Consider the following 22230-nt stretch of genomic DNA (forward strand, 5'->3'; position numbering starts at 1 on the left):
TATTTATTTTCAACAAGGAACAGATTTATGACTCGACTCAATCACTATTGGCGCAGCGTAACACTAAGTAGCGTATGGCAAGCTTTGGTTTTACTACCGCTTTGGTCTTTATGTTTACTGTTACTCAGCCCTTCTGTACTGGCAAATACGCCCGATACAGGTTGGCTGTCTAACCCTGATCACCCCCCCGTTGAGGCACGTTTAGCGCTCACTGGTCAAGTTAATTCAGAGACTCACCACCTCGATGGCTTGCTTTCCGTCCGTTTACAAGGCGATTGGAAAACCTATTGGCGCTCGCCAGGCGAGGGCGGGGTCGCCCCAGAGCTTATCATTAACGATAGCCAAAACTTGGATGATATTATCTGGCATTGGCCGGCACCTGAGCGCCATGAGTTACTTGGCTTGACCATGTTGGGCTACAAAGGGCAAGTGACTTTCCCACTGACCTTCAAGGTTGAAACCTGGCAACAGCCGGTTTCGTTGGATGCTACCTTGCGCTTGTCCTCGTGCACCAGTGTGTGCGTGATCACTGACTACCCCATCTCGCTCGACGTGACGCCCAGCGCACTGAAGGCTGATGGTGAGCGGATGTATCAGTTCAACCAAGCGATGAGTCAGGTGCCTAAGCCGCTACCCAGTGTGCAGGTTGAGTCTGCGGTCTGGGATGCTAACAAGCAGCAGCTCGCCGTCACTGTCACCGGTAACCAAGCTTGGCAACAGCCAGATATGCTGGTAGATGGCGAGGCGGTTATTGATGACACCTTTGGTGTACCCAGTCTCTACCGTGATGGCGACACCCTGACCGCGACCTTTGATGTCACCAATTGGATAGAAACCCCCAAGCTGACCGGTAAACCGATTCAAGTCACTGTTATTGATGAGCAGCTTCTGGCTGAGCATAGCACCACAGTGCATGCCGGAAGTGTCGCGTCGCAAGCCGGATTATCTGTTTGGGTGATTGGTAGCATTGCCCTCTTGGGGGGGCTGATTTTGAACGTGATGCCCTGTGTGCTCCCTGTACTTGGACTCAAACTTAACAGCATTGTCGCCAACCCGAATGCCACCCGTCGGGCGGTTCGTAGCCAGTTCCTGGCCTCTGCTGCCGGTWTTCTGGTGTCGTTTTGGGCGATAGCTGGGCTGCTGATGACATTAAAGCTAACGGGGCAAGCCGTGGGTTGGGGCGTCCAGTTTCAAAGTCCAATCTTTATCGGCGTCATGACGCTGGTCATTTGGCTATTCGCGCTGAGCTTGTTTGATGTGCTGCGTATTGATTTGCCATCAAGCTGGCAAACTTGGCTTGCGACACGCGGTGGCCACACAACAAGCGGTCACTTTGTTCAAGGGGTATTTGCCACCTTACTAGCCACACCATGCTCGGCACCTTTTTTAGGCACTGCGGTGGCATATGCACTGGGGGGATCCTTGACCGCGCTCTGGCTGATTTTTACCGCGCTGGCGGTCGGGATGGCGCTGCCGTGGTTGCTTGTGGCGGTTTTCCCTGGATTAACTCGCACGCTGCCTAAACCGGGTCCGTGGATGAATCACGTGAAACGGGTATTTGCGCTCTTGCTGGTTGCTACCACGGTGTGGCTATTCTGGCTGTGGATGCCTTATCTGGGCGTTGTTGGCGCTATCGCAGTGGGGGCACTGTTGCTTGCTACCAGTGTGTGGCTGACATATCGTACCCTTGGTAAGCTTGCCGCGATTAAAGGCGCAGCTGGACTATTGGCCGTTATGGTATTAGCGATTGTTGGCGCCTCCTTGACGGCAGAGCGTTGGGCAGCGCCGATGAACTCGGATCCGGATTGGGTGGCGTTGGATGAAGCTGTGATCGCTCAAGCGGTGGACCAGGGTAAGCTGGTGTTTGTCGATGTCACCGCGGATTGGTGTATTACCTGTCATGCCAACAAAGTGGGTGTGATATTGCAATCGCCCGTTTATGATGCCATTACCGCGCCCAATGTGGTAGTAATGCAAGGTGACTGGACCCGACCCAGTGAACGTGTGACGCAATATTTACAAAAGCACCAGCGCTATGGTGTGCCGTTTAATATTGTTTATGGTCCAGGTGCACCAAACGGCATTGCACTGCCGGTAATTTTGACCGATAAGGCCGTCATGAGCGCGCTTGAGCAGGCAAAAACACCATGACGAGCAGTAAAATGAAACGGTCGTGGCGTGAGCGGATCAAACGTGGTGCGCGTGACGTGTGCTGGCTCATCGTGTTTGTGCTGATATCTAGCACTGCCGTCGATTGGTGGCGAAGCCGTGATATCGACACCAGTCAGTTTCCTGTGGACACGGTCCGCTTGCTGGATGGCCGCCAACAGGATTTGCTCGCCATGTCGCAGCACGAACCCGTGCTTATCTATGTATGGGCGAGTTGGTGCGGTGTATGCCGTTTTGTGACTCCCTCGGTAGATTGGTTGAGTGATCATGCGCAGGTGGTCTCGATCGCGTTACGCTCGGGCTCAGCGAAAAAAGTAAATGGATACCTTGCTCATCATGGTTACGATTTTTCGGTCGTCAATGATCCAGATGGACAACTCTCACGTCGATTGTCAGTGAAAGTGACGCCGACGGTAATGGTGGTTGAGCAAGGAAAAATTACCGCGATAACAACAGGCCTTACCTCACCGGTTGGCCTATGGTTAAGAATGTTGTGATGACGACAAACGTTAAAAAAGGAAACCGAATGTCCCTATCTCGTTTTTTTGCACCTTGGCTGGTGCTTCTTATGCTGGCTTTTCCGGTGAGTGCTAATACGCTATCTGATACGGAGCAAACACAGCTGGATGAAATCGTCGATTTGCTCGAAGCGAATCCTGCGCTGATTGCGAATCTTAACCAAAGCTTGCAAAAATATGTTGAGCAGCAAAAGACATTAAAACAAAACCTCGCCGCGCGCCGAGACTGGTTTGAGTCTGAGACCCATAGCTGGATTGGCGCGGAGGATCCGACGGTCACCGTGATTAACTTTATGGACTACAACTGTCCATACTGTAAAAAGCTTGAAGACGAGCTACAGAAACTGGTTGCCGCCCACGACGATGTGAAGGTGATTAATATTGCCGTGCCGCTAAAACAACAGAATATCGAATCGCTTGATACCAACTCTGCCGTGTATGCGATGAATGTGTGGCTGGAAAAACCTGAGGCCTTTGCGCAGGTTCATGAATTATTGATGAAAAAGCGCGGTATGCATGATGCACGTTCTTTAGAGAAAATTGCGCAAAAAACCGATACCGAATCACTGCTTGCGGGCAAAGAGCGAACCGGAGAAGCGGTAGCTGACAACTACCGCGCCTTCATGGAGCTTGGGTTGCGTGGTACACCAGCGATGATTATTGGCGATCAAGTTGCACCTGGCTATCTACCCTATCCACAGCTAGAAGCCATGGTTAAGGCGGCCAAACAAGAAGGCTAAGCGTGAGTGATACTCGCTAACTATTTGAAAGCCAGTCAAAAGATGACTGGCTTTTTTTGTGTGCTGCGATTTGGAGGAAAAGCTGGCAAAATAGCGCGCCTTAACGGTAAAGGTACGGCATGAGTCAAACGAATTATCAATCACCACGCATTGTATTAGGCCCCATGGAAGGCGTACTTGATCCCTTAATGCGCAAGCTACTGACTGAGGTTAATCACTATGATCTCTGCGTGACTGAGTTTGTGCGTGTGGTGGATCAGCGTTTACCGGAAAAAGTCTTTTATCGCTTCTGCCCTGAGTTACATCAAGGTGGCTTCACCGATGCGGGGACGCCGGTTCGGGTCCAACTACTGGGGCAAGATGTTGATGCGATGGCCAGTAACGCGCAGCACGCGATTCAGTTAGGGTCGCAGGGGATCGACATTAACTTTGGTTGTCCCTCTAAAACGGTGAATGGCAACCGCGGCGGCGCAGCGTTATTAAAGACGCCTGAGCATATCTACGAGGTGGTGAAAGCGGTGCGTGAAAGCGTCGCGCCTGAACATACGGTGAGTGCAAAAGTGCGTTTAGGATTCAATGATCTGGATGACTATTTAGACATTGCCCAAGCGGTTAATGATGCGGGAGCCGACGAGCTGGTGGTCCATGGCCGTACCAAGCGCGACGGTTACAAGGCAGGGACGATTCGTTGGGATTTAATTGCGGAGATTAACCAACAGTTTGCGATCCCTGTAACGGCAAACGGTGATATTTGGGGACGGGATGACGCGCTTAAGTGCCAAGCACTTACAGGCTGTGACACATTAATGGTCTGCCGTGGCGCGCTAAATATGCCCAACTTGGGTCAACATATTCGTGACAATGTTGAGCCCATGGATTGGCCTGCGGTGTTGGCCTTGTTAGTGCGCTATAGCGCACAGGAGCGCCAAGGAGACAAGGCGGTGTATTTCCCTAACCGCATTAAGCAATGGTTTAAGTATTTGCGTCAGTATTATCCGCAGGCTGACGCGTGCTTTAAGGTTATTCGCGTCCTTAATCGCGCTGATGAGATAGCCAGAGCGCTCGATAACGCGCGTGCGCAAACAGAATTCATAAAATAGGAAACCTTATGTCAACACTTATGACACTCTCTGATGACTGGGACGGCATGCCGGCCAGTTTTGTTGAAGGGGCGCTGCTGGCTGCCAACATTTGTCCTGTGCCGATGGACCCAGATACTTGGTTGTCGGTGTTATTGACCGCCGGGGTTGAAGACGATGAAGTCGTGGCGCTTAATGACAAGGACAAGCAGGCCATACTCGCGCACCTGGAGCAGCAATATCATGCGTTGATGCGTAATGATTACACCTTGCCTGACGCGTTAATGATTGCGATGCGCGGCGAGCTCGCACAAGCCTTTTCGGAAGGGTTTCTTGCCGTATGGCCCCATATTGAGCCGCATTGGCATGATGTCACACTCAATGATGGTAGCCGCCGTATGCTTTCCGCATTAGTGACCACTATGCTGCTACTGCATGACGAGGCCGGCACCTTAGCGCAAATGAAAGAGGTAGGGATTGATGTTGAGCCTGGCCAATATGTAGAGCAATTAGATCTTATGATCCAAGAAGTCGCGAAAGCGGCCGATGAAGCACAACAAGGAACGCACGGTGCGCATCAGGTGAATCCGTTCAAATCGGTTGGTCGTAATGATGCCTGCCCGTGCGGTAGTGGCGCTAAGTTCAAAAAATGCTGCGGGCGTTAATCGGATGATATCAGCAGCGCAGACGACTGCAATTCGCGTAGTGGCCGGTGTGGCCACGCACAGTCACCACGTTTTAGTGGCGCAACGACAGCCAGATTCGCATTTTATCAGCTGGTGGGAATTTCCTGGCGGCAAAGTCGAGCAAGGCGAGACCGACCAGCAGGCACTTAAGCGTGAATGGCTTGAAGAGTTCGGCGTTGAAATCAACGTCGGCGCAGCCATCGTCGAAACCGAATACGATTATGGTGACAAGGTGATTTTACTGTGCAGCTATTGGTGCGAGATCCTGGATACGCCATTAACGTTGAAACAGCATCAGGCCGTGTACTGGAGCGACCCCCAGCGGCTTGACCCCGGGGTATTTAGCGCCGCAGATCGGCCGTTAATACGTCAGTTGTGTCATTCAGTAAGCGACCATCAACTCATGCAAAGCGCCGAGTAAATCGGCGTTTTCTTTTTTTATCCGGTTATCTTGGTGCCTAGTGCCTAGTGCTTAGCGTATAGCCGCGTGTTATTAAGAAAAAATCCGACGCGGTGGGCGACCGATAAACTGGGCGATAACCACCAGCCCCCAGATCACGAGCATGGCTGAGAAGATGCCCACCAGCCATTGTGGCATGGACCAACCTAACCATTGCCAGACCACTTTACTGCAATCGCCAGACGCTTCAAACACCTGAGGCAGCCACTGATTTAAAGGGGCCCAAGAAGGGAAGTTTACCGCCACATCACAGGTGGGGCCAAAGAGTTGGTTAGGATCGGGGAATTGATAACTGACATGCTCTAATGAAAGCTTTAGCCCCCAAGCGGCGGTGATGCCATAGGCCAGCAACCCTAGGGTGCGCCAAAAGGGCTCCTCGGGAGCAATCAGTCCGAGTAACGCTGCCGTGCCCACACCAAATAAGGCGACACGTTCATAAATACACATCACACAGGGCGCAAGTCCTTGGCCATGTTGGAAATACAGCGCGGTTGCTTCGAGGCCAACCACACAGAGAAGCAACAACAGCCAGGACGCTCGGCTGCGAGAAAATTGATTTAAGGCGCGCCACATAACTCACTCCTGATAAAAAACAAGGCTCTACACTGAGAGCCTTGCTATTCAATCGTTTGTTGAGACGAAGGTCAATGATAGAAATGCGTTAGTGCGCACTGGGTATCGCTTGTTGGGTCATATGGATGGTTTCAGATATCCAGCCTTGGTGTAGCATCCACTCGGTTGCTGGCACCAAAAAGAACTCGATACCCATCACGCCCAATAAGCCCATCACAATGGTATAGGGCAGTGCCATATAAACCATGCGCCCGTATGACAGGCGTAGCAAGGGAGCCAGCGTCGAAGTAAGCAAGAACAAAAACGCAGCTTGACCATTAGGGGTCGCAACGGACGGCAAGTTAGTCCCTGTATTGATAGCGACCGCCAACATATCAAACTGCTCGCGATCAATGACCCCATTGAGGAGCGCTGTTTTCACCTCATTGATGTAGACGGTCCCCACAAAGACATTATCAGACACCATGGACAGCAAGCCGTTTGCTACATAAAACATGGTAAGTTGCAAATGGCCTTCCAATGACAGCACCAGATCAATCACCGGTGCAAACAAGTGCTGGTCAATAATCACCGCGACTATTGAGAAAAAGACCGCCAATAGCGCAGTGAAAGGGAGTGCCTCTTCAAACGCCTTGCCGATATGGTGTTCATCGATTACCCCGGTAAACGAGGTGGCCAAGATAATAATACTGAGACCAATCAAGCCGACTGCGGCTAAGTGAAGGGCAAGGGCGGCAATCAACCAAACGGCGATCAACGCTTGAACCACGAGTTTGGCCACATCTTGTGGCGTGCGTTTGGCGCGTTGTACTTTATCGTACTCGACCAATATGTTTAGCACGTTATTCGGCAATTTTGCCCCGTATCCAAACCAGCCAAACTTTTCAACGATTATGCAGGTTAACAAACCAGCAAAGAAAACGGGCAGGGTCACCGGTGCCATGCGTAGGATAAATTCACCAAAATGCCAGCCAGCTTGATCGGCAATAATCAGGTTTTGCGGCTCACCGACCATCGTCATCACGCCCCCGAGTGCAGTTCCCACCCCGGCATGCATCAATAGACTACGTAAGAAGGCACGATAATTCTCCAGATCGTTGCGGCTAAGCTCATCACTTAAGCTGTCATCTGAGGTGTGGTCATGGGCGGCACCAAGCTCCTTCCCCGAGGCAACGCGGTGATAAATAGAGTAAAAGCCGACGGCGACACTGATCACCACCGCGATCACGGTTAAGGCATCAAGGAAGGCCGAAAGCGCTGCTGCCGCGCTGCAAAATGCTAATGAAAGGGCAATTTTAGAGCGAATGCCCAGTAGTATTTTGGTGAAAATAAAAAGCAACAACTGCTTCATGAAGTAAATGCCGGCGACCATAAAAACAAGCAGCAGCAGAACTTCTACGTTGGCTACCAGCTCGTGCTTAACTTGATCTGGGCTGGTCATCCCTATCGCGACCGCTTCAATCGCCAATAGCCCGCCAGGCTGAAGTGGGTAGCATTTTAACGCCATGGCCAGAGTAAAAATAAACTCGACCACCAGTAGCCAACCGGCCATGAAAGGGTTAATCGAGAAAACGATCGGATTAATAATTAAAAAGCCAACAATGGCCAGCTTGTACCAATCAGGGGCTTTGCCGAGAAAGTTCTTTAAAAACGCGGTGCTGAGCGTAATGGTCTTAGCCATAATGATAGTCTCATTGTTATCTATGTCTCTTAACGCGCACGGATGGGCGAGTTACGTGCTACATCGCTTAGTGTGGTGAGCCCATAAAGCTCGCACGCGAGAGGGTGACAGTTAAAAGTGACGGTACGACTATCGGTATGAGTTACCCGTTCAGAGCAACGAAGGATAGCCTTGTCAGACAGTAAGTGTGCGCCAGTTTGCCTTAGACATATTTTGTTACATCTTGTATGACGTAGTTTTGCGAGTTATGCCCAAATTTTCATTGATCTGGTACAAAAAGATAGCAGATGTCACGCGATTGGTGGCGATATCACAGAGCTGTTTCTGCAGCTCATGACTAGTGGTATGATGACTTATTAATCAGAGCAAGAAGCAAATTGGAATTTAGATTCAATGGTTATAAAGGCGGATAGCCCAGCAACATTTRCTGAAAAATATATAATTGAAAGTATTTGGAACAATCACTTCCCAAAGGGCTCTATTTTACCCGCAGAGCGTGAATTGTCTGAACTCATTGGCGTGACGCGCACCACGTTGCGGGAGGTGCTTCAACGCCTCGCCCGCGATGGTTGGTTAACCATTCAACATGGCAAACCTACTCGGGTCAATGATTACATGCGAACCTCGGGGCTCAGTATTCTTGATACGCTGGTGACCCTGGAAGGGCAGGACGTGCATGGGGTTCTCGAGGATTTACTTGCGGCGCGGACAGATATCAGCGGTGTCTATATGCGTTATGCAGCTAAAAATCGCCCGCAAGACTGCTTGGACCTAATTGATTTGGTTATTAAGCGCTGCCAACAAGTGCTTGAGTGCGAGCGCTTTGAACCGTTCTTAGATCTGATTGATGAGAAAAGCGAAGTTCTGAAAGACGTCAAAAAAATTCAGGACAAATATGGTAAGCAGGATCCTGAGCTGTGTGAGCGTATTTGTATGGGCCGTGCTTTTAATCATTTCGATTATCGCTTGTTCCAAGGCATGGCGCACTTCTCTGGCAATAAAGTCTATGTGTTGACGATTAATGGTATGCGCCAAATTTATTCACGCGTGGGGGGCTATTACTTTATGGACCGCCGTGCCTGTGAAAATGCGCTGAGCTTTTATAGTGATCTACGCGAAATGGTGGCCAATAACCAACATCCAGCCATCGGTGACCGGGTAAAACAATACGGACGTGAGTGCGGGGGCTTATGGTTTAGTAACCGTGAGACCATTGCCTCTCACATGGCTGAAGAAGAAGCATAGGTCTTGGCGTAAAGACGCATAAACCTGAGCGTAAAGGCACATAAACCTGAGCGTGCATAATAAAAGCCGCCGTGATGAAAGCATCAGGGCGGCTTTTTTAATGGCGCTGGATGTCCCCTTAGGCTGGGGGCTGTTCCTAATGGCTACCCATTAACATATCAGGATCAAACTGGGGACGCTTGGGACAACTGCTAAGAATTTTTCCACGTCCTTCGCTGGTTTCTTCTTCTAAAACCACTTCAAACCCCCAGAGTCGATGGACATGCTTTAACACTTCTTCATGAGAGTTGGCGAGCGGAATACGATTATGCGGCACATACCTCAGTGTGAGTGAACGATTACCGCGCAAATCCACATCAAAGACTTGAATGTTTGGCTCGCGATTACTCAGGTTATATTGTGCTGATAAGTCTTCACGTAGTTGACGATACCCTTGTTCATTATGAATGCTGGTGACTTCAATATAGCTTTGTCGATCGTCGTCATTGACCGCAAAAAACTTCATATCCCGCATCACCTTGGGGGACAAGAACTGACTAATAAAGCTCTCATCTTTAAAGTTTGCCATCGCAAAATGGACCGTCTCAAGCCAGTCTTTGCCGGCAATGTCAGGGAACCAGTATTTATCCTCATCGGTTGGCTCTTCGCACATGCGGCGAATGTCCTGAAACATGGCAAACCCGAGCGCGTAGGGATTAATGCCGGAATAAAACTGACTATTGTAGGGCGGCTGCGCGACCACATTTGTATGGCTATGTAAAAACTCCATAATAAAGCTATCCGTGACCAAGCCTTCATCATAAAGGTGGTTAAGAATAGTGTAATGCCAGAAGGTCGCCCAACCTTCGTTCATCACTTGCGTTTGTTTTTGCGGATAAAAATATTGGCTTACTTTACGGACGATCCGCACAATCTCACGCTGCCAAGGCTCTAGGAGTGGGGAATGTTTCTCAAAAAAGTACAGCAGGTTTTCTTGTGGCTCTGATGGAAAACGGCGCGTTTCTGCCTCCTGCTCTTTTTTCCCGCCTGGGATGGTCCGCCACAGTTCGTTAACTTGGGTTTGCAGATAATCTTCTCGTGCTTTCTGGCGTGCTTTTTCTTCGGCAAGTGAGATCTTTTGCGGACGTTTATACCTGTCGACGCCATAGTTCATCAGCGCGTGGCAGGAGTCGATCAGGTTTTCGACTTCCGCGAGGCCGTACTTTTCTTCACACTCGCTAATGTAGTGTTTGGCGAACAGCAGGTAATCAATGATCGAGCCGGCATCGGTCCAGGTTTGGAACAGATAGTTGCCTTTAAAGAAAGAGTTATGACCATAACAGGCATGCGCCATGACTAGCGCTTGCATGGTGATGGTGTTTTCTTCCATAAGGTAGGCAATACACGGGTCCGAGTTGATCACAATCTCGTACGCCAACCCCATGTACCCATGCTTATAGTTGCGCTCGGTTTCAATAAATTTTTTGCCGAATGACCAGTGGTTATAGTTGATGGGCATTCCCACACTGGAGTAAGCATCCATCATCTGCTCGGCGGCGATGATTTCGATTTGATTGGGATAGGTGTCGAGCTTGTAGTGTTCGGCAACCCGTTTAATTTCCTTGTGATACTGCTCAAGCAGGTCAAAGGTCCAATCCGGCCCATCGTGGAGTGGAGTCTTGTGTTTACCTTTGGTGACAGCCATACCATGCCTCCCTGATAAAATGCGTCTATGCCGGTATGGCGTCAGGCTTCGACCTGACGCTTAAACAATTCGCGAAATACGGGGAAAATCTCTTCCGCGGAGCGAATGTTCTGCATAGCAAAATTGTCATGGCTTTCGGCGAGTGACTGATACTCACGCCACAGTGTTTGGTGCGCACGACGTGTTATTTCAATATAGGCGTAATAGCGGCTCACCGGTAACAGCGTTTTTTGCAACAACTCGCGACAGCCCGGTGAGTCGTCAGCCCAGTTATCGCCATCTGAGGCTTGAGCGGCGTAAACATTCCATTCTGTCGGGTTGTACCTGTCTTTGATGATGTCATCCATCAGTCGCAGGGCGCTAGACACAATGGTGCCGCCGGTTTCTTGCGAATAAAAGAACTCATGTTCGTCGACTTCTTTCGCCTGCGTGTGATGGCGAATAAATACCACCTCGACATTTTTGTAAGTCCGTGAGAGAAACAGATACAGCAGAATATAAAAACGCTTAGCAATGTCTTTGGTGGCTTGGTCCATCGAACCAGACACATCCATTAAGCAAAACATCACCGCCCGACTGTTTGGCTGAGGTCGCTTCTCGTAGTTTTTGTAGCGTAAATCGAAGGTGTCGATAAACGGCACGGCAGCAAGTTTGTTTTTGAGTGCCGCGATCTCTTCTTCGAGGCGTTTTTCTTCTAACGGTTGAGCAGGCTCAGCACGTTGAATCTGTCCGAGTGCTTGTTCAAGCTCAGCGAGCTCGCGGCGTTTTCCGGCTGACATCGCCGTTCGTCTCGCAAGCGAATTTTGTAAAGAACGGACGATAGCGATATTGGAAGGCACGCCGTTTGAGGTATACCCAGAGCGGTGTGTTTTGTACTCCACCATTTTCGCCATCTGGTTCTTTTTTAGATTCGGTAGTTCGAGATCTTCGAACAACAGATCCAAGTATTCGTCTTTCGAAATTTGGAAAACAAACTCGTCTTGTCCCTCACCATCTGGACTTGCTTGCCCTTCACCGGCGCCGCCGCCTTCGCCACCCGGTGGGCGAGCGATACGATCGCCAGGACTAAATTGGTCATTACCCGGGTGGACAGCCTCCCGCTGTCCCCCTTTGCCTTGGTGAAACGTGGGTTCACGGATGTCGCGTGATGGAATCGAAATGTCCTCACCACTTTCGATATCGGTGATCGAGCGATTGTTGACGGCGTCGGCAATGGACTCTTTTATCTGCCGCTTGTGGCGGCGTAGAAAGCGCTGCCGGTTGACAGTGCTTTTGTTTTTGCCATTGAGACGACGATCAATAAAATGCGCCATAACTTTCTCCCGTCATCTGCGTCAACCCGTAGGCTACGACGATTTACGCACGCGCAAATACCATTCGGCGAGCAAGCGAACTTGCTTGCGGGTATAGCCTTTTTCCATCATTCGGGCGACAAAGTCGTCGTGTTTTTTCTGCTCGTCGCTTGAGGTCTTAGTATTGAACGAAATCACCGGCAGCAGATCTTCCGTATTGGAGAACATCTTTTTCTCAATCACGGTTTTCAGCTTCTCATAACTGGTCCACGCCGGATTCTTGCCTTCATTATTCGCTCGAGCACGGAGCACAAAGTTAACGATTTCGTTACGGAAATCTTTCGGGTTACTGATACCCGCTGGCTTTTCGATTTTCTCCAACTCGCCATTAAGCGCTGAACGATCAAACAGCTGACCAGTATCTGGGTCGCGGAATTCTTGATCTTGAATCCAGAAATCGGCATACGTGACATAGCGGTCAAAAATATTCTGGCCGTACTCAGAGTAAGACTCGAGATAGGCGGTTTGGATCTCTTTGCCAATAAACTCGATATATTTAGGAATTAAGTAGCCCTTCAAGTGCTCTAAATAGCGCTCGGCGACCTCTTGTGGGAATTGCTCCCGCTCGATTTGCTGCTCAAGGACATAGAACAAATGCACAGGGTTAGCCGCGACCTCGGCGTGATCAAAGTTGAAAACACGTGACAAAATCTTGAAGGCAAAACGGGTTGATAGTCCATCCATACCCTCATCGACCCCAGCAAAATCTCGGTATTCTTGGTAAGACTTGGCTTTTGGATCGGTATCTTTGAGTGTTTCCCCATCATACACACGCATCTTCGAATAAATGCTTGAGTTTTCAGGATCTTTTAAGCGCGACAACACCGTAAAGCGCGCCAGAATATCGAGTGTGCTTGGCGAGCAAGGCGCATGGCGTAATTCACTGGTCGCCAACAATTTGTCGTAAATATGGATTTCATCCGAAATTCGCAAACAATAGGGTACTTTGACAATGTAAACCCGGTCGAGGAAGGCCTCGTTATTTTTGTTATTGCGGAATGACTGCCATTCGGATTCATTTGAGTGGGCCAAAATGATGCCGTCAAATGGCAATGCCGAAAGCCCTTCCGTACCGTTGTAGTTACCTTCTTGCGTTGCCGTGAGTAGGGGATGAAGCACTTTAATCGGTGCTTTAAACATCTCGACAAACTCCATCATGCCTTGGTTAGCCCGGCAAAGCGCACCGGAGTAGGAATAGGCATCAGGATCATCTTGTGAATAATGTTCAAGTTGGCGAATATCCACTTTACCAACCAAGGCAGAGATATCCTGGTTGTTTTCATCGCCTGGCTCCGTTTTGGCAACGCCAACTTGATTGAGAATAGAGGGACGGAGCTTAACCACTTTAAATTGGCTGATATCGCCCCCAAATTCTTTTAATCGCTTAGCGGCCCAAGGCGACATAATATGTTGAACGTAGCGCTGTGGAATGCCATATTCTTGTTCGAGTAGGTGGCCATCTTCAGTCGCATCAAACAGGCAAAATGGGTGATCATTCACTGGGCTACGTTCGCCATTGGCGGTTAGTACATAAATCGGCATCTGCTGCATCAAGCTTTTTAGCTTCTCGGCCAATGACGATTTCCCCCCACCGACAGGGCCCAGTAAGTAAAGAATTTGTTTGCGCTCTTCTAAGCCTTGAGCGGCATGTTTAAGGTATGAGACGATTTGCTCGATCGAATCTTCCATACCATAAAAGTCTTTGAACGTTGGGTAACGTGAAATGACACGGTTAGAGAAAAGTCGGCTGAGCCGAGGGTCGAGCGAAGTATCAACCTTTTCCGGTTCGCCAATCGCCATCAGCAAACGTTCCGCGGCATTGGCATACGCGCCGCGATCATCTCGGCATAGATCCAAGAATGCTTGAAGGCTCATTTCTTCGTCTTTCGCTTCTTCGTAGCGCTGACGATAGTGATCAAAAATAGTCATGGTCTTGCCCCCTAAATCGTCTGATAACTCGAAAAGAAAAGGCGCAAAGTTGGCTGGATGTTCCCTTTCCTTTTTATAAGGTTAGACCGCATTGCTCGATCTTGCGTGAAAGAATTGTTTGTTTTTTCGATAATTTTTGTTGAGTGATTTGTATGCCTGTCTTGCCAATATATTGACAGCGGGTGTTCAAGCTAGTGAGATATGCTGGTGGTGATCATTTTGCCAGCTAGGGGGACTGGGCTTACATTGGCCAGCCGTTAAACAATAAAGGAAAGGATGATGAATATAGCAAGAGAAACGGCTTGGGTAGCGTGTGCGTTGGCACTGACTTCCGGCAATGTTTATGCAGACACGCGGGTATCAGCAGGGGTGATCGGCGCGTTTTCACCCCAGGTGTACAAAGACACGGATACCGACCCACTTGTGGTACCGACAGTCAACCTTGATACCGACCACTTTTACTTTCGTGGTCTCACTGCCGGCGCACGTCTGGCACCGAAAGACTCGACACACAATCTCGTCGTATCAGCGACCTATGACCCTCGTCGTTTCGATCCTGCCGATACCGACGATCCGCAATTGAGCCAGCTCGACAAGCGCGATGCATCGATTGTGGCAGCGCTTGCCTACCAATACCATTCACCTATCGGACGTTTTCAGGCGGCTGTTGGCGAAGGCGTGACCCATGATAGGGACGGGGTATATGGCGAAGTGAGTTGGAAATATGGATTTAATCACCCGCGTTGGGGCGTTTCTCCGGAAGTAGGGTATGCCTACAACAGTCATGAGTTAAATAAGCACCTTTATGGGGTCAGCGCCACTGAAGCATCGCGTGTTTCAGGTATTGAGGCGTATGAGCCAGGCTCTGCGGGCCATTATTTTGTTGGCGCCAGTGGCTATTTTATGCTGACCGAGCGCATCCAGCTGCTTGGTGGCGTGCGCTATACCAACCTCAATGATGAAATAGCGAACAGCCCGATGGTGGACCAATCTACCGCCGCTTCCGGCTATCTCGGTGTTAATTATGTCTTTATGTAGCCAAGTGTTTATGTAGCCAAGTCTTTATGTAACCAAGTCTCTATATAAAAAAGTCTCTATGTAACAAAGCGGCCACCTTATACCAAGGTGGCCGCTTTGTTTAGCGTCGCGCTTTTTCATCATATAACGTTGTGGCCAGGGTATAGGTTTGCCCTGGCGATACCAGGGTATCTGGTTGCTCAAGCGCGGCCTCAATGCAAACAAAATGTTGATAGCCATCGTCATCCATGTCTGCCATTTGTACTGAGGCAGCTTGTCCAGGGTTCCATATCACCGCGCTGGTCGCGCCTTGGTTGGTGACATAAACGCGACGGTTACCGGCCGGATCGGTGAGTGACAGTGTATCGCGCGCCTCGGTATAAATGCGATCAACGGGGCTTTCAAACGTGACCTTTCCCGGAGCAGGTTGAGCCGCACCGGCACTGAAATTATCGAGGTACTGATTACCAACCCCGTCTACATAAGCCTGCTCGCTGTCCGCGACGGTCAGATAGCTGTGTAATGCGCCGCCCATCGTCCAATCATGCTGATCGGTATTGGTGACGGCGAGGGAAATCGTGGCTTTTTGTGTCAGGGTGAAAGTGACGGTTGCTTCAAAACGATGGGGCCAGAGTGCCATTGACTGGGCAGATTCAGACAGCTTCAGTTGCACAATCACGCCATCCGGTTGCTCGTCAACCTGCGCCAATTGCCACATCTGTCGACGCGCAAAGCCATGCGAAGGCGAGCCCGATTGTCCAAACCAAGGCCAACAAATAGGGACGCCGCCTCGTAATGGTGTTTGCGCATCGTAGACGGCGTTGCGACTCATCCAAACCAGTGAGGATTCACCTGTAGGCGCAAAGGAGAGTAAGTGGCCGCCGAAAAGACTGATGGTGGCGGCGCACGATGGGTGACTCACGCGAAGAATCGGGACCGATTGCCGATAGCATAAATCGACCGAGGCGGAGAGTTGACGTTCAAAAAGCAAAGACATGGACATAGCTTAAACCTCTTCGGGGAGTGTCTACGAACAAAAACCGGCTCATTGGATAGGCGCCAGATACACAAAAGGCGGCTCTAGGCCGCCTTTATCGATACTATTGTAATTGCTACTTACTTAGAGATGTGTGCAACTAGGTCAAGTACTTTGTTTGAGTAGCCGATTTCGTTGTCGTACCAAGAAACGACTTTCACGAAGTTGTCAGTCAGCGCGATACCTGCTTTAGCATCGAATACTGAAGTTTGTACTTCGCCGATGAAGTCTTGAGAAACAACTGCATCTTCAGTGTAACCAAGTACACCTTTCAGCTCGCCTTCAGACGCTTCTTTCATTGCCGCACAGATTTGGTCATAAGACGCTGCTTTTTCTAGGTTAACAGTCAAGTCAACCACTGAAACGTTGGCAGTTGGCACGCGGAACGCCATACCAGTCAGTTTACCATTAAGCTCTGGCAGTACTTTACCAACCGCTTTGGCTGCACCTGTTGAAGATGGGATGATGTTCTGAGATGCACCACGGCCGCCGCGCCAGTCTTTCGCAGAAGGACCGTCAACGGTTTTCTGAGTCGCAGTGGTTGCGTGAACAGTGGTCATCAGGCCAGATACGATACCGAACTTGTCGTTCAGTACTTTCGCGACAGGCGCTAGGCAGTTTGTGGTGCAAGATGCGTTAGAAACGATATCTTGACCCGCGTAATCGCTGTGGTTAACACCCATAACGAACATTGGCGTTGCGTCTTTTGATGGACCAGTTAGAACAACTTTCTTCGCACCCGCTTGGATGTGTTGACGTGCTGTTTCGTCAGTTAGGAAGATACCGGTCGCTTCAGCAACAACGTCAACACCCACTTCGTCCCACTTAAGGTCTGTTGGGTTACGTTCTGCTGTTACGCGTACGGTTTTGCCGTTAACGATCAGGTTACCACCTTCAACTTCTACGGTGCCGTTGAAACGGCCGTGAGTTGAATCGTATTTCAGCATATAAGCCATGTATTCAACGTCGATAAGATCGTTGATTGCTACCACGTCGATGTCGTTACGTTCTACAGACGCACGAAATACGAAACGGCCGATACGGCCAAAACCGTTAATACCTACTTTGATAGTCATTATGTTGCTCCACAACTTAATTTCTAGTGAGATTAAACTGGTAGTAAAATTACAGAATAGGACCCCGCCATGCAAGGGTAATCGCAGCCAAAATTGTCTAAAATCAAAAAAAAGTACGGATTTTTTTTACATCGCCTAAACATTTGGCGCCCTTACGGCCATGCCTGTGTTGTCTTTAATCAACCGTGGATAAAGAACAATCAGGCTTGGCGCAACAACTGGTACTTGATAGCGTAGAAGCAGAAGGACAATTACGAAAGGCAAACTGGTACGACAAGTTTGACGTGACCGGTTTACCTTTGATTGAGCGTTGCCTTTTACTGGGTGGTTACCTTTACTGAGTAATGGATGCGAGTAATGACGCTTGAAAGTTGCCATCGTCGATCGCGGCTGATATTTCAAATGCCAATCGCTGCAGTGACGTCTCTTGTTGTTCGCTTAGTGTGTAAAGTCGAGACAAACGATCACTGTTGGCAATGGGGAGATTGTAACTTTGCCCCACTTTCGCCCACAAATACGCATGTTCAAAGCGTTTAAGCGCATGATTGGTGGTGGCGAGTGATTTAATCACCTCTGGAATCACGTCTTGTTTTACGGTGAGGTCGCGGCCGTCATACAGCTCCAACGCGTGCAATAAAATCTTCACGGTTTTAGCTTTATCCCGTGAGACATAATAGGTCGCCAGACCAAGTTGTAACTGGGGCGTTTCCAGGTGGGGAGTGCCTTCAAGCTTTAAAAACTGGGGTAGGGCACTATTGTCACCCTGAGACCAACGGTAGTAAATCACCGGTGGTTGATAAGAGGCTTCCAGTTCATCTTCCAAACGAGCAATCGCATCATAAGCATGGTAGACCGCCTCCGTACGCTTGGTTTTGCGTTGTTTGAGTGTGGTAGGCTCAATTTCAGCTACCAGCTCCATACAGCGCAAATAAGCCTTTGTTTGCTTGAGCTCGGTGAGTTTATTGAGATCGGTTGGTTTTTGGTCAACCGCCAAACGATCGAAAATCAGATCCGAGCGCTCAAATCGGCATTGTCCGTCACCAATGTTTAGCCCTTCGCATAATTCGGGGTGCGTTTCGCACACTTGATTGGTGGTCGGTTGTCCATCGCAGCCGACGAGTAGCAGTAAACTCGTGACAAGACCGAGACGATAAACGTAGCGAGTAAGTAATCGTAAATTCATTATTTGTCGTACCCTGAGTCAACTGCGTCGAGTATACGTTATCTTTGAGTGTAGTTGATGCGTAAAAGCGTGATAAAGCGCACTGTGCTAAACATGCCGTCTACCGACCAAGATCAGGCATAATAGTCGGACCCGGACCACACAGAGGTAATCATGGATATAGAACAAGTCTTAAAAGCAATGACGCCTGAAATATACGATCGTTTGTGTTACGCGGTAGAAACCGGTAAATGGCCTGATGGTACCAGCCTTAATCAAGCACAACGCGATCAAGCCTTGCAAGCCGTTATGCTTTACCAATCACGTCATAACAGCCAGCCTCAGCATATGACGGTCGCGAAAGGGGGTCAGGTGACTTGGAAATCAAAAGCCGAGCTCAAGCGTGAATTTGCCGGTCAAGATGGGCAGCGCATCGATATTGAGACCAAGCACTAGTGCTAACCCAATCAGCACCAATGCTGATCGAATAGATTGGGCGGCACGCCTTGTGGGATATGGTTTGCTGAACGTGTCCTCGCTAAAGCGTAAACGCCGGCGTTCGGCCGGCGTAATCGTCACAATAGCGTTCACTGTCACTTCTGTTCACACGCTAATATCTGTTCGCATGCTAATAATAGCTGAGCTCACCACGTAAATCTTTTTGCACCCAAGTTCGCAAGGTTTCAAAGGGTAATGACTGACTGAGCAAGAAGTGAAGCTTGGCTAACGCCGCTTCGGGTGTCATGTCATAGCCACTCAGTACACCCGCATCGGCCAGCGCACAGCCGGTCGCATAGCCACCCATATTGACCCGTCCTGCCAAGCATTGAGTGAGATTCAACACCAGCACACCGCGATCCGTAGCCTGTTTGAGTAAATCGAGTAACTCGGGATTTTGTGGTGCGTTGCCGACCCCAAAGGTTAATAAGATCATCGCATTGACGGGCTGTTTAAGCGCATTTCTGACAACGTCTGGCGAAATGCCCGGATACATCATGATCACGGCAACCGGTTGATCGCTAATAGTATGGACTTTAAACGGCCCTTGCGAAGGTTGATTGATCTTGTCCGCTTTTACCTCAATATGAATCCCAGCTTCAAGCAACGCTGGCAAGTTGGGTGAGGTAAACGCGTTAAACCCGTCAGCATGCGACTTAGTGCTCCGATTGCCGCGCAGAAGTTGGTTGTTAAAAAACAGCGTCACTTCGTTCACCGGATAATTCGATGCAATATGCAGTGCGTTGAGCAGGTTGGCTTGCCCGTCGGAACGCAACTCAGCAATCGGGATCTGTGAGCCGGTGACAATGACCGGCTTTTCTAAATTTTCTAACATAAATGACAGCGCCGATGCTGTGTATGCCATGGTATCTGTGCCATGCAATATCACAAAGCCGTCATATGCGTGGTAATTTTCGCCAATATCGTCCGCAATCCGTTGCCAATCCGTTGGCGTCATGTCCGATGAATCAATGAGTGGTTCGTACTCATGGATAGTAAAAAGCGGCATTTCTGGACGATGGAATTCAGGCATGTTTTCCAACTGTTGCTGGAGAAAGCCGGACACTGGGACATAACCATGATCAGATTTTTGCATCCCGATCGTGCCACCAGTGTAAGCAATATAAATATGTTTACGTTCCATCATGTCAAATCTGCATTTAATGAGCGTGAGCACAGTATACATGTAACGATTACATCGGTAATACCGAGCGACACACAGAATAGAAGAAAAACAGAGAAGAGGCCCTGACCGAACGGCCAGGGCGAGTGGTTCCTACTGATACTCACAGTTTAAGCAGAATAAGTAACGACCTTGCGGATCGTTAAACTTTTCCAGCAAGGTTAACGACTGCCACTGGGGCGATGCCGTCAACTGGCGCGCAATCGATGGCATTGTCGCTTGCACCGCTTCACCGAGCACGTTGGCGCTTTGCCCCAGCACTTCGTTGATAAATTGCTCAAACGGCGTCAGTGGCTGTTGCATCCAATCTAGTTGATAGTTTTCGAGGTTAGCCAGTTCAGCGGCGGCAGACACGGCGTCGTCAAAGTCACCCAAGCTGTCAACTAATCCCAAACTCAAGGCATCTTGTCCCGTCCATACCCGACCTTGAGCGACTTGGTTTGCCTTTTCCATCGACATATCGCGATGGTTGCTGACCAATGACAAGAAGCGATGGTAACCATGCTCAATGCCTAACTGCATGATATCTCCTACCTCGTCTGGCAGTGCCCGCGTTACGCCAACCCCTGCAAACGGTGTGGTGCCGACACCATCAGACTGCACGCCGAGATCACCCAGCGTGTTCTCAAAGGTGGTGAACAAGCTAAAAATACCGATTGAGCCGGTAATCGTGGTGGGCTGAGCGATAATACGATCGGCGCTGGCAGATAACCAATAACCGCCAGAGGCGGCGACACTCGACATCGAGACCACCACAGGTTTACCCGCTTCGCGTAGCGCATCCACTTCATTACGGATAATTTCAGAGGCGAATGCACTGCCCCCTGGACTATCGACGCGAAGCACGACCGCTTTCACACCGCTGTCAAGGCGGGCATCGCGTAGCATAGCGGCAGTGGTATCGCCACCCACGGTCCCTGGGCGCTGACGTCCATCCATGATCGGACCACTGGCGACCACGACGGCGATATTATCACTGCCTGGCAGGCTAAAGCCGCTTTGTATTTTTGCCAGATAATCGTAATAGCCGGTGTATTCGAAGCTGTCTTCACCGTCACTGCCAAATTTATCGGCCAAATAGCGACGWATTTGCTGACGCGTCATGCGCTTATCGACAATGCCAAGATGCTCAGAGAGGGCGGCAAAATCGYCATCAAAGTCACGCAATGAGGCCAGTAATTGCTTCGCGCTCGGGGACAGTACACTCGGCTCGATGCCACGATTGTTCGCCACATCGCTGACATAGGCATCCCACAGCTGAGATAACCAAGCTTGATTGGCTTCTCGGGCAGCGTCTGACATATTGTTGCGTGTGTATGGCTCCACAAATGACTTATAAGTACCGACTCGGAACACGTGTGTGCTCACATCGAGCTTATCGAGTAGGTCCTTCCAATATAAGTTGTAACTGCCGTAACCTTGCAACATCACCATACCATTGGGCGACATCAGGACTTCATCGGCATAACTGGCCAAGTAATACTGGCTTTGACTGTAGGTGCCGCCAATTGCAATCACAGGTTTACCGCTGTCTTTGAAGTCCTCGATGGCTTTGGCGATATATCGTAGCTTGGTCAGACTAGTAGAAGGCATATCGCCTAGGCTTAAAACTAAGCCATTAATCTGTTCATCCGTCGCGGCATGGCGCACGGTATCAACAATATCAAACAACACGTTCTCGGTTTCTACCGGTTGTCCGAGCGCATTGCGAGATAAGGTATCAACAGGACTTAAGCGCTGTTGTTGTTCAACAATAGGGCCGTCAATATTGAGTAGGAGCGCCCGTGGCTCTGGCTCACTTTGCGCCACTTTTGCGGTAGCGGGGTCCTTTGAGGTCAGCGGCGTATCGGCAGTAAAAGCAAAGTAGATTGCCACGATCACGCCTATGAAAAGGACGTTTAACAAAAGTTGGCGGGCGAAACTGAGAATACGCCACAACCATCGGAATAGGGATGCAATAAAGCGAAACAGTTTTTTCATACGTGAGTCCATCGGTGCATGTCGCTGATATCCTAGCTGATCAGAGCTCAGATCGATAGGCTATCAACCGCGTCATTGTTCTATAATACCGAGCGAAAGTCCTACCCAGATCAATAATTCACGATTTCATGTTGCCAGCTTGTAAACGAATGTTTGAAATCA

Annotated in this window: 20 protein-coding genes; 10 read left to right on the forward strand and 10 right to left on the reverse strand. The window is 49.7% G+C overall.

All coding sequences use genetic code 11. From position 1 onward, the window contains the following. Nucleotides 1-27 precede the first annotated feature (27 nt). The 6 genes from BZG76_RS04900 (at nt 28) to BZG76_RS04925 (ending at nt 5613) form a co-directional block, all read left to right on the forward strand. Nucleotides 28-2151 carry a protein-disulfide reductase DsbD family protein gene (locus BZG76_RS04900; RefSeq protein WP_077460359.1) on the forward strand — a complete coding sequence of 708 codons (2124 nt, stop codon included), beginning with the start codon at nt 28-30 and terminating at the stop codon, nt 2149-2151. Next, nucleotides 2148-2666, forward strand: a complete 519-nt coding sequence (locus BZG76_RS04905; protein ID WP_077460360.1) for a protein disulfide oxidoreductase — start codon at nt 2148-2150, stop codon at nt 2664-2666. The genes BZG76_RS04900 and BZG76_RS04905 overlap by 4 nt, the downstream gene beginning before the upstream one ends. Nucleotides 2667-2695: 29 nt before the next feature. After that, nucleotides 2696-3427 (forward strand): DsbA family protein, encoded by a 732-nt coding sequence (locus BZG76_RS04910; protein WP_021022272.1) that lies wholly within the window; start codon nt 2696-2698, stop codon nt 3425-3427. Nucleotides 3428-3546: 119 nt separating this feature from the next. Beyond that, a complete protein-coding gene (gene dusC / locus BZG76_RS04915; protein WP_077460361.1) occupies nt 3547-4527 on the forward strand; it encodes a tRNA dihydrouridine(16) synthase DusC in 981 nt (326 codons plus the stop codon). 8 nt (nt 4528-4535) lie between these two features. Then, a complete protein-coding gene (locus BZG76_RS04920) occupies nt 4536-5171 on the forward strand; it encodes a YecA family protein (RefSeq protein ID WP_077460362.1) in 636 nt (211 codons plus the stop codon). A 4-nt stretch (nt 5172-5175) separates the two neighbouring features. Then, complete coding sequence (locus BZG76_RS04925) at nt 5176-5613, forward strand: (deoxy)nucleoside triphosphate pyrophosphohydrolase (protein ID WP_077460363.1); 438 nt, start codon at nt 5176-5178, stop codon at nt 5611-5613. A gap of 72 nt (nt 5614-5685) precedes the next feature. On the opposite strand, the gene dsbB is transcribed toward BZG76_RS04925, so the two are convergent. Together dsbB and nhaB are read right to left on the reverse strand one after the other, a co-directional pair. Next, on the reverse strand, nt 5686-6225 hold the full coding sequence (gene dsbB, locus BZG76_RS04930; protein WP_077460364.1) for a disulfide bond formation protein DsbB: 540 nt from the start codon (nt 6223-6225) through the stop codon (nt 5686-5688). An 88-nt stretch (nt 6226-6313) separates the two neighbouring features. After that, nucleotides 6314-7906: a Na(+)/H(+) antiporter NhaB gene (gene nhaB / locus BZG76_RS04935; protein ID WP_077460365.1), complete on the reverse strand. Its 1593-nt coding sequence runs from the start codon at nt 7904-7906 to the stop codon at nt 6314-6316. Between the two features lie 393 nt (nt 7907-8299). Between nhaB and fadR the strand changes: the two genes are divergently transcribed. Beyond that, nucleotides 8300-9151: a fatty acid metabolism transcriptional regulator FadR gene (gene fadR / locus BZG76_RS04940; protein ID WP_077460366.1), complete on the forward strand. Its 852-nt coding sequence runs from the start codon at nt 8300-8302 to the stop codon at nt 9149-9151. Between the two features lie 136 nt (nt 9152-9287). On the opposite strand, the gene BZG76_RS04945 is transcribed toward fadR, so the two are convergent. From BZG76_RS04945 to BZG76_RS04955, 3 genes are read right to left on the reverse strand one after another with little or no spacing between them, the layout of a single operon-like run. Further along, the gene (locus BZG76_RS04945; RefSeq protein ID WP_077460367.1) at nt 9288-10835 is read right to left on the reverse strand and encodes a SpoVR family protein; all 1548 of its coding nucleotides are present in this window, start codon (nt 10833-10835) and stop codon (nt 9288-9290) included. 41 nt (nt 10836-10876) lie between these two features. Further along, a complete protein-coding gene (locus tag BZG76_RS04950; protein ID WP_077460368.1) occupies nt 10877-12148 on the reverse strand; it encodes a YeaH/YhbH family protein in 1272 nt (423 codons plus the stop codon). A gap of 33 nt (nt 12149-12181) precedes the next feature. Then, entirely contained in the window at nt 12182-14116 is a 1935-nt protein-coding gene (locus BZG76_RS04955; RefSeq protein ID WP_021022282.1) for a PrkA family serine protein kinase, read from the reverse strand. 279 nt (nt 14117-14395) lie between these two features. Here BZG76_RS04955 and BZG76_RS04960 point away from each other — a divergent pair, with 279 nt between their 5' ends. Further along, nucleotides 14396-15154, forward strand: coding sequence for a MipA/OmpV family protein (locus BZG76_RS04960; RefSeq protein WP_158011319.1), 759 nt, complete (start codon nt 14396-14398; stop codon nt 15152-15154). Between the two features lie 100 nt (nt 15155-15254). Here BZG76_RS04960 and BZG76_RS04965 read toward each other — a convergent pair whose 3' ends face one another. Together BZG76_RS04965 and gap are read right to left on the reverse strand one after the other, a co-directional pair. Further along, on the reverse strand, nt 15255-16136 hold the full coding sequence (locus BZG76_RS04965) for a D-hexose-6-phosphate mutarotase (RefSeq protein WP_077460370.1): 882 nt from the start codon (nt 16134-16136) through the stop codon (nt 15255-15257). Nucleotides 16137-16249: 113 nt separating this feature from the next. Continuing rightward, entirely contained in the window at nt 16250-17245 is a 996-nt protein-coding gene (gene gap / locus BZG76_RS04970; RefSeq protein ID WP_021022285.1) for a type I glyceraldehyde-3-phosphate dehydrogenase, read from the reverse strand. 185 nt (nt 17246-17430) lie between these two features. Between gap and BZG76_RS15325 the strand changes: the two genes are divergently transcribed. After that, entirely contained in the window at nt 17431-17586 is a 156-nt protein-coding gene (locus BZG76_RS15325; RefSeq protein WP_158011320.1) for a hypothetical protein, read from the forward strand. On the opposite strand, the gene BZG76_RS04975 is transcribed toward BZG76_RS15325, so the two are convergent. Then, complete coding sequence (locus tag BZG76_RS04975; protein ID WP_077460371.1) at nt 17580-18428, reverse strand: DUF2989 domain-containing protein; 849 nt, start codon at nt 18426-18428, stop codon at nt 17580-17582. The two genes, BZG76_RS15325 and BZG76_RS04975, sit on opposite strands and share 7 nt — an antisense overlap. A gap of 153 nt (nt 18429-18581) precedes the next feature. Between BZG76_RS04975 and BZG76_RS04980 the strand changes: the two genes are divergently transcribed. Then, on the forward strand, nt 18582-18863 hold the full coding sequence (locus BZG76_RS04980) for a YeaC family protein (RefSeq protein ID WP_077460372.1): 282 nt from the start codon (nt 18582-18584) through the stop codon (nt 18861-18863). Nucleotides 18864-19035: 172 nt separating this feature from the next. Here the strand turns inward: BZG76_RS04980 and ansA are convergent, their stop codons facing one another. Together ansA and sppA are read right to left on the reverse strand one after the other, a co-directional pair. Next, complete coding sequence (gene ansA, locus BZG76_RS04985; protein ID WP_077460483.1) at nt 19036-20049, reverse strand: asparaginase; 1014 nt, start codon at nt 20047-20049, stop codon at nt 19036-19038. Nucleotides 20050-20181: 132 nt separating this feature from the next. Beyond that, nucleotides 20182-22068 carry a signal peptide peptidase SppA gene (gene sppA / locus BZG76_RS04990; protein ID WP_077460373.1) on the reverse strand — a complete coding sequence of 629 codons (1887 nt, stop codon included), beginning with the start codon at nt 22066-22068 and terminating at the stop codon, nt 20182-20184. Between the last annotated feature and the right edge of the window lie 162 nt (nt 22069-22230).

Origin of the sequence: Salinivibrio sp. AR647, from assembly GCF_001995415.1 — a bacterium.
GTDB classification, from domain to species: Bacteria; Pseudomonadota; Gammaproteobacteria; order Enterobacterales; family Vibrionaceae; genus Salinivibrio; species Salinivibrio costicola.